At 49.8% G+C, this 13,942-nt stretch carries 10 protein-coding genes; 4 read left to right on the forward strand and 6 right to left on the reverse strand.

The features are described 5' to 3' along the window. Window positions 1–18: 18 nt before the first annotated feature. The 4 genes from nadD to leuS are packed head-to-tail and all read right to left on the reverse strand — an operon-like array spanning window position 19 to window position 4,823. Entirely contained in the window at window positions 19–660 is a 642-nt protein-coding gene (nadD, locus tag OIK42_RS09005; protein WP_273639873.1) for a nicotinate-nucleotide adenylyltransferase, read from the reverse strand. Continuing rightward, window positions 660–1,700 (reverse strand): DNA polymerase III subunit delta, encoded by a 1,041-nt coding sequence (gene holA / locus OIK42_RS09010; RefSeq protein ID WP_273639875.1) that lies wholly within the window; start codon window positions 1,698–1,700, stop codon window positions 660–662. The genes nadD and holA overlap by 1 nt, the downstream gene beginning before the upstream one ends. 4 nt (window positions 1,701–1,704) lie before the next feature. Continuing rightward, window positions 1,705–2,220 carry an LPS-assembly lipoprotein LptE gene (locus tag OIK42_RS09015; protein WP_309568758.1) on the reverse strand — a complete coding sequence of 172 codons (516 nt, stop codon included), beginning with the start codon at window positions 2,218–2,220 and terminating at the stop codon, window positions 1,705–1,707. Then, window positions 2,220–4,823: a leucine--tRNA ligase gene (gene leuS, locus OIK42_RS09020; protein ID WP_273639877.1), complete on the reverse strand. Its 2,604-nt coding sequence runs from the start codon at window positions 4,821–4,823 to the stop codon at window positions 2,220–2,222. The genes OIK42_RS09015 and leuS overlap by 1 nt, the downstream gene beginning before the upstream one ends. Window positions 4,824–5,264: 441 nt before the next feature. On the opposite strand from leuS, the gene OIK42_RS09025 reads away from it, so the two are divergent. Further along, window positions 5,265–7,646, forward strand: a complete 2,382-nt coding sequence (locus OIK42_RS09025; protein ID WP_273639879.1) for a Lon protease family protein — start codon at window positions 5,265–5,267, stop codon at window positions 7,644–7,646. An 89-nt stretch (window positions 7,647–7,735) separates the two neighbouring features. Here OIK42_RS09025 and OIK42_RS09030 read toward each other — a convergent pair whose 3' ends face one another. Together OIK42_RS09030 and yhbY are read right to left on the reverse strand one after the other, a co-directional pair. Then, complete coding sequence (locus tag OIK42_RS09030; protein WP_273639880.1) at window positions 7,736–8,509, reverse strand: SDR family oxidoreductase; 774 nt, start codon at window positions 8,507–8,509, stop codon at window positions 7,736–7,738. Window positions 8,510–8,592: 83 nt separating this feature from the next. Continuing rightward, window positions 8,593–8,889, reverse strand: a complete 297-nt coding sequence (gene yhbY / locus OIK42_RS09035) for a ribosome assembly RNA-binding protein YhbY (RefSeq protein ID WP_273639881.1) — start codon at window positions 8,887–8,889, stop codon at window positions 8,593–8,595. A 743-nt stretch (window positions 8,890–9,632) separates the two neighbouring features. Between yhbY and ftsH the strand changes: the two genes are divergently transcribed. The 3 genes from ftsH (at window position 9,633) to glmM (ending at window position 13,834) form a co-directional block, all read left to right on the forward strand. Further along, window positions 9,633–11,576, forward strand: coding sequence for an ATP-dependent zinc metalloprotease FtsH (ftsH, locus tag OIK42_RS09040; RefSeq protein WP_273639882.1), 1,944 nt, complete (start codon window positions 9,633–9,635; stop codon window positions 11,574–11,576). Between the two features lie 79 nt (window positions 11,577–11,655). Next, complete coding sequence (gene folP, locus OIK42_RS09045; RefSeq protein ID WP_273639883.1) at window positions 11,656–12,477, forward strand: dihydropteroate synthase; 822 nt, start codon at window positions 11,656–11,658, stop codon at window positions 12,475–12,477. A gap of 13 nt (window positions 12,478–12,490) precedes the next feature. Continuing rightward, window positions 12,491–13,834, forward strand: a complete 1,344-nt coding sequence (glmM, locus tag OIK42_RS09050) for a phosphoglucosamine mutase (protein ID WP_273639884.1) — start codon at window positions 12,491–12,493, stop codon at window positions 13,832–13,834. The last annotated feature ends 108 nt before the right edge of the window (window positions 13,835–13,942 follow it).

Here is a 13,942-nt window from a genome sequence, read left to right on the forward strand (position 1 = left end):
GTTCTCCTCACTGGCACTTTATTGCGTGCCGTACAAGTGGTGTTGTTTAATATAGTGCAATACTGCCGGGTTCAGCCAGTAAGTCACATCGTTGTCATTAATATCCGTAGCGATACGTTCGCGTAGCCGGGTCGATGACACCGGATAATCCTGACTTGCAGTGCTGTATACCAGCCCTGACGATTGTGCGTGTAGCTGCTCAGTATTGCTGCACCGGCGTTCAGCCAGCCATTCCTGCAGCGGTTGACTCAGCGAGCCTGGCGCACCGGGTCGACGCATAACAATGATATGACAGTAGTCTGTCAGTGATTGCCATTCGTACCATGTGGGCAGATTATACAGTGAATCTTCGCCGAGCAGGAAAAACAAATTTGTGTCGGGCTGATTGGCGCGGATCTGGCGCAGCGTCTTAACGGTGTAAGAGGGCGCCGGTAATGACAGCTCCAGCGGTTCCACATAGAGTCTGGGATCGTCGGTGCAAGCCAGTTCGAGCATTTTCAGCCGGTGTGTCGATGAGGTTTCCGGCGCCGCTTTATGTGGCGGTATTTTACAGGGAAGTAAACCTAAGCGGTCGACCCCAATTTCACTGATTGCGTCGAGACCGGCGTTGATATGACCGCGGTGCGGTGGATTATAAGTACCGCCTAGCAACGCTGGCATCAGCTTATATCCTGGGTTTCAGCAAACGCCATGCGGGTCAGTGGAACCCCGGTAAACAGTAAACACAAATGGCACAGTTTTATGTAAGGGCGTATCACACTGGCTTGCTTGAACAATTGATCAGCATCGGTTAGCTGTTGCCCTATAGCGGCTAAGTCCTCTTTGTTCAGGCGCTGCATTGCCTGCTGGTAATAGCCCTGACGGTTTTTCCAGATGCCAAGCTTGGGCCAGCTGATCGTTTGCCCGCTGCTTTGCAGGTGGTTTAATTTCCACAGCGTTTGCCACTCACGGATTAGCGCCCAGATAATAATGTTAGGTTCTATGCCTTCACTTTCCAGCCGGTGCAACACTTTGACGCAACGGTTGCGGTCACCCTGCAGCATAATATCAATCAGCTGGAATACATTAAAACGGGATTGATCAACCAACGCGTTGGTGAGTCGTTCTTCATCAAGCTGCTTATCTGGGTAGGCCAGCAGCAGCTTTTCAATTTCTTGTGCGGCGGCCATTAAATTGCCTTCACTGAAATTGGCAATGTACTTTACGCACTGCGGCGTAAACCGGAAGCCGTGTTTTTGCAAACGTTGCTCAATCCATCTGTGCAGCTGACTGCCTTCCAGCGGGTAGCAAAGGGTATAAACCCCAATCGTATCGAGTGCTTTAAACCATTTGGTTCGCTGGACGTCTTTACCGATCCGGCCACCGTGAATAATCAGCAGCGTATCGGCTGACAACTTACCTGCCAGGTCGGTGAGAATACCGGCCCCTTCAGTGCCAGGCTTACCGGTTGGCAACTCCAGTTCAATTAACTGTCTGGCTGCAAACAAAGACATACTCTGGGTGGCATCAATAAGCGCCGACCAACTGAACTCACTGTCAGCAACCAGTACGGTGCGTTCATCAAAGCCTTGTTGTTTAGCGGTGTGACGTAATGCCTGGAGCAGTTCAAATTTTTGTTGAGGTTCATCACCGAACAGCAAATAACAGCCTTTCAGGCCGTTGTTGAGTGTCTGCACAAATTTGTCGGGATAAACCTGCATACGGCTAATTCCGCGGGGACTGGCTGGACAACAAACGAATAATCCGATCGGCCGCATCCAGGCGCATTTCATCTAACACCAGGTTGAGTTCGCGGGATTTGGCCAGCACCTGATCCGGATCGTCCTGATATTCGCGCAGGACTTCGAAAAAGTTGCTCACTTGTTTTCCGTCGGGGAAGGTCACCGTGTAGCGTACACTGTAAATAAGCTCGTATTCTGCCACTTGTCCGGTGGCAAACACCGATAATAAACGCCTGTCGAGCTTTTCTGGCTGCAAGCGAATGGTAATGGTGGTGTCCTCATAAACCGGCTTTGCCTCTGTGCCACCGTCTATCTGGTATACATCCATACGCACCTTCAGCGCCCTGAGTAAGGGCGCATTGCGGGTCGTGGACTCAATATGCAGATAGTTGGTATTCGACGGCAGGATTTTATCACTGCGCAGGTGAAAACCACAGCTGGCCAAAACCAGTGTGGTTAGCAGTACTGCGCAATAACGAACCGTGGTGTGCAGACCCATTAGTTAGCCACAATGTTAACCAGTTTACCCGGCACCACAATCACTTTGCGGATTGTTTTACCTTCGGTAAATTGTTGTACATTGGGCTGGGCTTTAGCCAGCGCTTCCACTTCATCTTTACCGGCCGATGCGGCAACCGTAATTTTGGCCCGCAGTTTGCCGTTGACCTGAACGATAATCAGTTTTTCATCTTCAACCAGTGCGTCCTTATCTACGCCTGGCCAGCTGACGGTTTCAATGCTCTCGGAGTGACCGAGTTGCGACCACAACGTGTGACAAATATGCGGTGTAATCGGGTTGAGGATCAAAATAACGCTCTCCACCGCTTCGCGCATCAGGGCAATATCCTGGTCATTGTCCTGCGGGGCTTTTTGCAGGTGATTGAGCAATTCCATGACGGCAGCAATGGCGGTATTAAAGGTTTGACGACGACCCAGATCGTCGGTGACCTTTTCGATGGTTTTGTGCACCTCGCGACGCAGCGCTTGCTGTGATTTGGTTAACGCTTTTACATCCAGTTCGCCCGGCTGACCAAGCTCAATATGCTCAGTTACCAGTTTCCATACCCGGCGCAGGAAACGGTTAGCCCCTTCCACACCAGAATCGACCCACTCCAGCGTTTGCTCTGGTGGCGCGGCAAACATGGTAAATAGGCGGACGGTATCGGCGCCGTACTGGTCGATAACCTGCTGCGGATCGATGCCGTTGTTTTTCGACTTCGACATTTTGGTCATGCCGCCATGTTTTACCGGCGTGTTGTCGGCGGTTAACCAGGCTTTGGTAATCCGTCCTTTGTCATCTTTTTCGGTGCTTACATCAGCAGGTGAATACCAGGTTTTTTTGCCTTTATCATCTTCGCTGTAGTAGGAATCTGCCAGCACCATACCCTGACACAACAAACGCTTGTATGGTTCGTCAGAATCAACCAGACCTTCGTCACGCAGGAGTTTATGGTAAAAACGCGAGTACAACAGGTGCAAAATGGCGTGTTCAATACCACCCACATACTGATCAACCGGCAGCCAGTAATTGGCTTTGGCCGGATCAAGCATGGCATCATCGCTGCCGGCACAACTATAGCGGGCGTAATACCATGATGACTCCATAAAGGTGTCGAAAGTATCGGTCTCACGCTGCGCAGGCTGGCCATTATAGGTGGCTTTTGCCCACTCAGGATCGGCTTTTATGGGCGATATAACGCCGTCCATTTCAACGTCTTCCGGCAGCAATACCGGCAGTTCGTCGGCAGGGACAGGCACTGACTCGCCATTGTCCAGATTAAGCATGGGGATTGGCGCGCCCCAATAGCGCTGGCGGCTCACACCCCAGTCACGCAAGCGGTAGTTTACCTTACGCTCACCGCAACCCAGTTCGACAAGCTTATCGGCAATGGCATTAAAGGCGTCTTCATATGCCAGGCCATCAAAGGCGTTAGAATTAATCAGAACGCCTTTTTCGGTATAGGCAGCCGCGGTTAAATCGCACTGTTCGCTACTTTCCTCGCCAGGCGCAATCACCTGTTTGATAGGTAACTGGTAGCGGGTGGCAAATTCCCAGTCACGCTGATCGTGTCCTGGTACGGCCATTACCGCACCAGAGCCGTAATCCATCAAAACAAAATTAGCGACCCATACCGGTACCTGTTCACCGGTTAGCGGATGTACCGCGGTAAATGGCGTCGCGCAGCCTTTTTTCTCCATGGTGGCCATGTCGGCTTCAGCCACTTTAGTATTTTTGCAGTCTTCAATAAACCTGGCGAGTTGCGGATTATTGGCCGCGGCGGCTTCGGCCAGCGGATGTTGCGCGGCAACGGCTAAATAGGTCACACCCATAAAGGTATCCGGGCGCGTTGTGTAAACCGTCAGCTCAGTTACATCGGCGGCAGGGTCGGTCAGCTGGAAGGTAATTTCGACCCCCTCAGAGCGTCCAATCCAGTTAGCCTGCATGGCACGTACTTGTTCCGGCCAGTCTTCAAGTTGTTCAAGATCGTTTAACAGTTCTTCGGCATAGTCGGTAATTTTAATGAACCACTGAGGGATTTCTTTTTGTTCGACGACCGCACCAGAGCGCCAGCCACGACCGTCAATAACCTGTTCGTTGGCCAGTACTGTCTGGTCAACCGGATCCCAGTTTACCGTTGAGTTTTTCTTATAGACCAGGCCTTTTTCGTACAAGCGGGTGAAGAACCATTGTTCCCAGCGATAGTAGTCTGGCTTGCAGGTTGTCACTTCGCGGTCCCAGTCATAGCCAAAACCCAGCGACCTAAGCTGGTTTTTCATGTAATCAATATTGGCGTAGGTCCACTTAGCCGGCGCAGTATTATTGTTGATCGCCGCGTTTTCGGCAGGTAAACCAAACGCATCCCAGCCCATAGGCTGAAGCACATTTTTGCCCTGCATGCGCTGAAACCGGCTGATCACATCGCCAATGGTATAGTTGCGCACGTGACCCATATGGAGTCGACCGCTGGGGTAGGGAAACATTGACAGACAATAGAACTTTTCTTTACTCGGATCTTCAGACACTTTAAAGCTGTCGGTGTCTTGCCAGTGCTGCTGAACTGAACGCTCGATTTCTTGTGGATTATATTGATTTTCGGCCATTTAACTGAGGCTTCCGCTTTATTAATACTGAAACAACTGGATGGCGACCGGTGAACTGCCGGCAGCCTGATATCATAACCGCATAGAATAACTTAGCCTCGTGGTAAGTCACAATAGCTCAGAAGCCTTTGCGGGTGAATAAATCGTTTATTTTGCGGTAATTTTCGAGCGCACCGATAAGAATGGCGAATTATCCATCAGTTATTGTCAGCGACCATCAACCTCCACTGCTCGTGGAGCGGTGCTATCGGCATGGATTATTGCGCCTCTGCAGCAGTCAGCGTGGTGGGTTAAAGATGCGCTCTGCAACAAATTAACCCGGACTAGTACGATAAATGTGCAACTACGCGCAAATCACTACCGCAGCGGCCATTTGGGTTTGACAGTCCGGGGGAATCAGGATTCACTGTACCCAGAGAGTTTAACAAGAAGAACACCGCTATGACCTGGGAGCGTTTATCTGCTGCGCAGCTAACTCCAACGCTTAACCGTCGGGCTATTAATCAGGCCCTGAAAGACGATGCAGCGCTAAATTCTACGTTTATTGGCCAGGAACGGGCCCGCGAAGCACTCACATTCGGTCTGAATATCGATTCCACTGGCTATAACCTGTTCGTGATGGGTGAGCATGCGACGGGGCGTTTCACCTTAGTAAAGGAGTATATTGAGCGCCACGTCAGTAAGCTGCCAACGCCCGATGACTGGTGCATCATTAACAATTTTGAAGAGGAACGCGAGCCGCTGGTGTTACGTCTGCACCCCGGCGGCGCGCGGGAATTTGCCAGGGATATGGCGAATTTGGTTGATGAATTGCTCGATACCTTTCCGGCGGCCTTTGATAACCCGGGTTATCAGCGCCGCAAAACGGCCATTGCGCGCACGTTTGAGCAACGCTACAACGAGGCTATAAACAGTGTTGAGCGCTTTGCGCAGGCAAATTCAGTTGCGCTGCACGAGGACAACGGCACAGTAAGCTTTGCCCCCATTGTGGATAACCGGCCTCTGGATGACGCCGAATTTGCGTTACTCAGTGATGAGCAACGCAGCTATTTTTATCATCTGATTGAAGAGCTCGAGAACCGCCTGAGTGAAAGTTTATTGTCGTTGCCAGTGTGGAAGCGCGAGAACTCTGAGCAGTTGCGCCAGCTCAACCGTGAGACAGCGGAGCATGGCATAAAGCCGATGTTACGTCAGCTTGAGCATAAATATGCCGCCGATCTGGCCGTGTTAAAACACTTACGTCAGCTAAAACCTCATTTAATTGAAGCGATTGTGGCGTTTTTAACCGATGATGCCAAAGCCGAAAAGCTCGATGAACGGGATCGTCGTGAATTGCTCGAGGAACACTTTTTACCCAACGTATTATGTGCCCGGACAATCGACAGCGGTGCGCCGGTTATCTATGAGCCCAACCCGACTTATCAGAATTTGTTTGGCCTGATTGAATATACCCATGTGGGCGGCGCGGTATATACCAATTATAAAATGATCCGGCCCGGCGCATTGCATAAAGCCAACGGCGGCTATTTGCTGTTAGATGCCGATCAGCTTTTAGAGCAGCCTTATGTGTGGGAAGCACTCAAACTGGCGGTCAAGTTTGGTAAATTAAAAATGGATCTGCCTCAGCAGGAAGTAGGCATGGCCAACGCAATGACGCTGATGCCCCAGGCTATCGACTTAAAGGTAAAGGTGATATTACTCGGCTCCCGCGATCTTTACTATGCCTTGCAGGATTACGACACAGAATTTAACGAGCTTTTCCGCGTGTTGGTGGACTTTGACCATGAGATTACCGCCACCCGCCAGAACCTGTTTGATTTTGTTGGACGGGTGCGTAAAAAAGTGCTGCAACTGGGGCTCACCGGGATTACGAATCAGGCCATGTACCGGTTGGTTGAATACTCATTGCGCATGGCAGAGCATCAGGAAAAGCTCTCTGCGCATTTTGCCGACGTTATCGAACTGCTTAACGAAGCCCACTATTTTTGTCAGAAAGTCGGCGCTGAGCAAGTCGACCTGGGTCATTTAAACTCGGCTCTGATGGCTAAGAAGCGTCGCACCGGCCGGGTTAGTACCTCGCTGCTCAATGACATTAAAGAAGGCCAGGTGCTGATCGCCACCGAAGGCAAGGCAATCGGCAAAGTTAACGGCTTAACGGTAATGGATGTGGGCGACACGGCCTTTGGCACACCGGCCAGAATTACTGCAACCGTGTATGCCGGAGCGAGCGGTGTGGTCGACATTGAACGTGAAGTAGAGCTGGGGCAGCCTATCCATTCTAAAGGCGTGCTGTTATTAACCGGATATCTGGGTAATAAGTACGCACAATCGTTCCCCCTGACGGTGTCGGCTAATATCGCGCTGGAACAATCTTACGGTCATATTGATGGCGACAGCGCCTCGTTAGGAGAATTAGTCGCCCTTATTTCGGCAATTACCGATATCCCTGCTAAGCAGTCTCTGGCGATTACCGGATCAATCAACCAGTACGGTGAGGTGCAGGCCGTCGGCGGCGTAAACGAAAAAATTGAAGGCTTTTTTGATGTCTGTCAGCACCGTGGTTTAAATGGTGAACAAGGGGTAGTGATTCCCAAGTCTAACGAACGGCATCTGGTGCTGGACAAAGCCGTCGTGGAGGCCGTAAAACAAGGCCAGTTTGCTATTTACACTGTTGAGACGGTTGATGATGCATTGTCCTTGCTGATGGATAAAGAAGCCGGTGTGTTATCGAGTCGTTGCCGGTATCCCAAAAATACGGTGAACGATCTGGCGGTTAAACGTTTATATCAGATAGCCTGTGTTGTAAACGGTGGCGAAGAATAACCGTCGCCGAAATAATCGACACAATATGATAAACACCAGCTGGTATGTACTTTAAAGGGGGCTGCTTGGCGCAGCCCTTAATGTGCGTGTTATTTAGGTTGCATTCGTAAGCCACCATCAAGACGAATGGTTTCACCATTTAGGTAACTGTTTTCGATGATGTGAATGACCAGCTGCGCAAACTCCTCAGGCCGGCCCAGACGCTTAGGGTAGGGCACACCCGCTCCCAGGGCATCCTGAACCGACTGGGGCATGGCCGTTAACAACGGCGTAGCCATTACGCCAGGGGCAATACTGTTGACGCGTATGCCTGTGGCTGCGAGATCCCGTGCCATGGGCAGTGTCATTCCGATAATACCAGCCTTGCTGGCAGCATAAGCGGTTTGACCAATCTGACCTTCGTAGCCGGCGATGGAGGCAGTATTAATAATCACACCACGCTCCTCAGACGGCGTTGGGTTGTTAGCAGCCATATGGGAAGCGGCCAGCCGGGCAACATTAAAGGTGCCACTTAAATTAATCGCAATCGCCTGATTAAACTTAGCTAAGCTGGCGGGTTGAGCAGCTTTGTCCAAGGTGCGCTCGGCCGGCGCTATACCGGCGCAGTTAACACAGATATCGATTTTACCAAAGCGCGCAACAGCCTGTTCAAGCGCTGCGGTTACCTGTTGTTCATTGGTGACATCGGCCTGGACAAACAGCGTGTTGGCATCACCTAATGCGTTAACCTGCTCAGCCCCGGCTTGTTGATTAATATCTAACAGCACTACATTGGCGCCTTTTGCCACCAATGCCTTTGCTGCCGCCAAACCGAGTCCCGAGCACCCACCGGTGATCACAGCTGCGGATGTGTTTATCTGCATGATATATCCGTTTGTAAGTAAAATGTTAAAAGTTAATTTAACCTTACGTTAACGGAAAGGGAATGTAGGAGCGTTGAATGCCGTTATTTTTTTGGCAACTCAATTTTACACTCTTCAGTAGGGCGGTATAAAATTAGGGTGTGACCAATGACCTGTAATTTTTCGGCATTCGTTTCCCGAATAATCGCATCCATGATGAGTGTTTTTTCTTCACGGTCGTCAGTGGGGACTTTTACTTTGATGAGTTCATGGTGCTCTAAAGCACTCTCCACCTCAGCTAAAACACCTTCTGTAAGGCCATTTGCACCCAGTTGTACCACTGGTTTTAAGGGGTGTGCTAACCCTTTTAGGAATTGCTTTTGTTTATTCGAAAGTTTCATTATTCAGCTTTTCTTACACTTTAAGTTTAGTATGCGTCTTGAAAAAGCGTATTCTAACGCCATCTCGACTACAATCCTAACGACATTGTGCAGGAATAACAAAAATTGTGCAGTAATAGCAAAAAAGAACGCTTCAGCCACGAAAAACCCATGGTTTGCAGAACATTTTGCCTATTAGTATGTCTCAGTAGCCTAAACCTGACGAGGGGCTTTACGGCTGGCGGGTTTTAAAGAATAGCTAGAAAGTCTGGTTTACAGCGTGGGTTCAACGGGCAGTAATTGATTGCATTCCTGATTGACCAGAATCAGTGGTTAAACCGTAATGACTGTAGCGCGGAATTCGCTGTGGGTTGATTACAAAGGCGGGGTACCGGCAGGCGAAGGAGTAGACCAGGCCGGCTCCGTTGATAGTTACCTTAGTCAGTGTTGCCCGCTATCGCGCTGCAAACAGACATTGGATTTGTGTAACCAAGTGTAAGAGTCCGTTGGCAGTTGTGCCATAAGGGGCTGACAGGGGGAGAGCTTAGAGGGGTATTGTCTGGCTCTTCGTGACAGATTTATAACGAATAAAACGCGTACGCCGGAATGTTCCAGAGCGCGTTACAGAAACGTGTAATTGGTAGCAAGCGGCTATAAAGTATAGTAGGCTTAGTTATCGCGTTTTAAAGGCACTCACCGACGCTACAGGTGACGCAAATCGGCGTCAATTGTGGTTCGGATGATTTTTACAGAGGTTAGTAGCATTGAGCGACATGGCAAAAAACTTAATCTTGTGGTTGGTTATCGCAGTTGTACTGATGGCGGTTTTCCAGAGCTTTTCTCCTGGCGAATCAAGCCGGGCGCAAACTGACTACACCACATTCCTGAAAGAAGTAAAGCAGGGCGCAATTCGAGAAGTGCGAATTGACAGCGACGCAAAGGAAATTCGTGGTGTTAAACGCACAGGCGAAACGTTTAAAACGATCATTCCGTATTTCGACGACCAACTCATTTCTGACTTGGTAAAACAAGACGTGCGTGTACTCGGTGAGCCACCAGAGTCGCCATCCATATTAACGTCGATCTTTATTTCATGGTTCCCAATGCTGCTGTTGATTGCCGTATGGATATTTTTCATGCGCCAGATGCAAGGCGGCGGTGGCCGTGGTGCAATGTCATTTGGTAAAAGTAAGGCCCGACTGTTAAGCGAAGATCAAATCAAAACGACCTTTGCGGATGTAGCAGGGTGTGACGAAGCCAAAGAAGACGTGTCTGAACTGGTCGACTTTTTACGTGACCCGTCGAAATTCCAGAAGCTGGGCGGTAAAATACCTAAGGGTGTTTTAATGGTTGGCCCACCCGGAACCGGTAAAACCTTGTTGGCCAAAGCCATTTCCGGCGAAGCTAAAGTACCTTTCTTTACTATTTCTGGTTCGGACTTTGTGGAAATGTTTGTCGGTGTCGGTGCCTCCCGGGTTCGCGACATGTTCGAGCAGGCACGAAAATCGGCGCCGTGTATTATCTTTATTGATGAGATTGATGCGGTGGGCCGTAAGCGTGGTGCCGGATTAGGCGGCGGTCACGATGAACGTGAACAAACCCTCAACCAGATGCTGGTAGAGATGGACGGGTTTGAAGGCCATGAAGGTATTATTGTTATTGCAGCCACTAACCGACCAGATGTACTTGACCCGGCATTGTTACGCCCGGGACGTTTTGACCGTCAGGTGGTTGTAGGTTTACCGGATATTCGCGGACGTGAACAAATCTTAAAAGTGCATGTGCGCAAAGTGCCTGTTGCTGATGATGTGGAACCGTCGGTGATTGCCCGTGGTACGCCAGGGTTTTCAGGCGCAGATTTGGCTAACCTGGTAAACGAAGCTGCTTTATTTGCGGCCCGGAGTAACCGTCGAATGGTATCGATGGAAGAGTTCGAGAAAGCCAAAGATAAAATCATGATGGGCTCCGAACGTAAGTCCATGGTGATGACGGAAGAAGAGAAAACCATGACCGCTTACCACGAAGCAGGTCACGCCATCGTGGGCCGACTGGTGCCAGAGCATGATCCGGTTTATAAGGTGTCGATTATTCCACGTGGCCGGGCATTGGGTGTCACCATGTATTTGCCTGAACAGGACCGTGTTAGTCACTCTAAACAGCATCTGGAAAGTATGATATCGAGCCTGTTTGGTGGACGTATAGCGGAACAGCTCATTTATGGTGACGACAAAGTGACCACTGGTGCTTCCAATGATATCGAACGTGCCACTGATATTGCCCGTAAAATGGTAACGCAGTGGGGCTTGTCGAGCAAAATGGGGCCGATGCTGTATGCTGAAGACGAAGGCGAGGTCTTTTTAGGTAAGTCAATGTCGAAAGCATCGAGCATGTCAGACGACACAGCGCGAGCCATTGATGCAGAAATTAAATCGATCATTGATCGTAACTACGAACGTGCGGTCAATATTCTCAAAGAGCATATCGACGTGCTGCATTCGATGAAAGATGCGCTGATGAAATATGAAACCATTGATGCCAAGCAAATTGATGATTTGATGGAGCATCGTGAAGTACGCGCACCGGCAGGATGGGAAGACCGTCCCGACGATGGCGATAAGCCAAAAGGTCCGCCGTCTAATGAAGGCGAGATTAAAGACGATGGTGTGGATAAGCCATCGACAGGTAAGCCTGGCGACTTACCGGGTTAACATCGCTACGTGGTAAATATCAAGCGCCGGCCCTCCGGCGCTTTTTTGTAGTTTTCAGAATATTCATTTGTCATTCATTATGAACATCAGGTCAATTTCTTTAAGTAAGACAAAGCCACAGGTGATGGGCATTCTCAATGTCACGCCTGATTCATTTTCCGATGGTGGTAAACATAACTCGCTTAGTGGCGCAGTTGAGCAGGCCCATGCCATGGCCGAAGCTGGTGCGACTATTATTGATATAGGCGGTGAGTCCACTCGCCCAGGCGCTCCCGAAGTCAGTTTAGACAATGAGCTTGAGCGGGTAGTGCCGGTTATTGAGGCCATTCGCCAACACTCTGATATCGTTATTTCTGTGGACACCAGCAAAGCAGAAGTCATGCGCCAGGCGCTGGCTGCGGGGGCCGATATGATCAATGATGTCAGGGCGCTGCGGGAGCCCGGTTGTCGCGAGGTTGTAGCTGAATTTAAGGTGCCAGTATGCCTGATGCATATGCAGGGGCAACCGCGCACAATGCAGCAGTCACCGCAGTATGAGGATTTGCTCAGCGACATCGACACCTTTTTTAATGAACAAATCACAGCCTGTATCGACGCTGGGATCAGTCGCGATAAGATCCTGCTTGACCCTGGCTTTGGCTTCGGTAAAACTTTGCAGCACAATTATCAGCTGTTACATTCATTAGCGCGATTTCATCATTTCAACTTGCCTTTATTGGTGGGTATGTCACGTAAATCGATGCTTGGTAAAGTGACAGGTCAGCCGGTAGAACGACGCCTGGCTGGTAGTTTAGCGGTGGCAACCATTGCCGCTATGCAGGGCGCACAGATCCTTAGGGTCCATGATGTCGCAGAAACTAAAGATGTAGTTGATATTGTCAGCTATTTAAATAAAGTCTAATAAAAGGGTAGATATGGGCAGCAGGAAGTATTTCGGAACCGATGGGATCCGGGGCAAAGTTGGCGAAAGTGCAATTAATCCTGAATTTGTTATTAAACTCGGCTGGGCAGCGGGAAAAGTGCTTGCCGGGCAGGGCACCAACAAGGTTCTCATTGGCAAAGATACCCGCATATCCGGTTATATGCTGGAGTCTGCCCTCGAAGCGGGGTTGTCCGCTGCAGGCATCAATATTGGCTTGCTCGGCCCCATGCCTACGCCAGCCATTGCTTATTTGACCAAAACTTTCCGTTCTGAAGCCGGCATTGTGATTAGTGCGTCCCATAATCCCTACTACGACAATGGTATCAAGTTCTTTTCTGGTGATGGCTATAAGCTGGACGACGGTATAGAGCTTGAGATTGAAGCGATGATGGATAAGCCGATGACCTGTGTGGCATCTAACAAGCTCGGCAAAGCTGTGCGCGTTAATGATGCCGCGGGCCGTTATATTGAATATTGTAAGGGCACTTTTCCGTCGGAATTATCGCTTAAAGGCTTAAAAGTCGTGGTCGACTGCGCCCATGGCGCTACCTATCATATTGCCCCTAATGTTCTGGCTGAACTTGGGGCTGACGTTATCGAGTTAGGCACCAAACCCGATGGGCTTAACATCAACGATAAAGTGGGTGCCACTGCAATGCGGGCAACCGTCGATGCGGTGCTGGAGCATCAGGCTGATCTCGGCTTTGCGCTGGATGGCGATGGTGACCGCATCATGATGGTTGATCACCTTGGTAATGTGATTGATGGCGATCAGGTGTTGTTTATTATTGCCCGAAATGCGTTAAAAGCAGGGCGGCTGAACGGCGGCGTTGTGGGCACACTAATGAGCAACCTTGGCTTAGAAGTAGCACTGAGTAAATTGGGCATTCCATTTTTACGCTCCAATGTTGGCGATCGCTATGTGATGGAATTATTACAGCAGAAAGGCTGGACCATTGGCGGTGAAAACTCAGGCCATGTGCTGAATTTAAACCTTGCCTCGACCGGCGATGGCATTGTGGCCGGTTTACAAGTGATATCAGCCATGTTGCAAGCGGATATGTCGTTACATGAATTAGCCAGCGGTTTTGAGAAGTTCCCGCAAACTCTGATCAATGTTCGTTATACATCAGGCGAAACTAACCCGTTGGAAAGCGATGCGGTATTAACGGCTAAATCAGAAGCAGAAAAAGCGCTGGGCAAAAAAGGCCGGGTATTACTGCGAAAAAGTGGTACTGAGCCATTGATCCGGGTTATGGTGGAATCCGATGACGAACTGGCTTCGACCACCTGGGCAGATAAAATTGCCGATGCTGTTCGGAATGTAGCCGGTTAGTGGCTTTTAGGTCAATAAATTGCAGTTTTGTACTTGTATATTTGCAGTGGAATAGTTAATATCACGCCCGCTTTGACGCTGGGATGAAGTCAAACACAGTTGGAAACA

The sequence above is a fragment of the Alteromonas gilva genome (assembly GCF_028595265.1).
In the GTDB taxonomy this organism is placed as follows: Bacteria; Pseudomonadota; Gammaproteobacteria; order Enterobacterales; family Alteromonadaceae; genus Alteromonas; species Alteromonas gilva.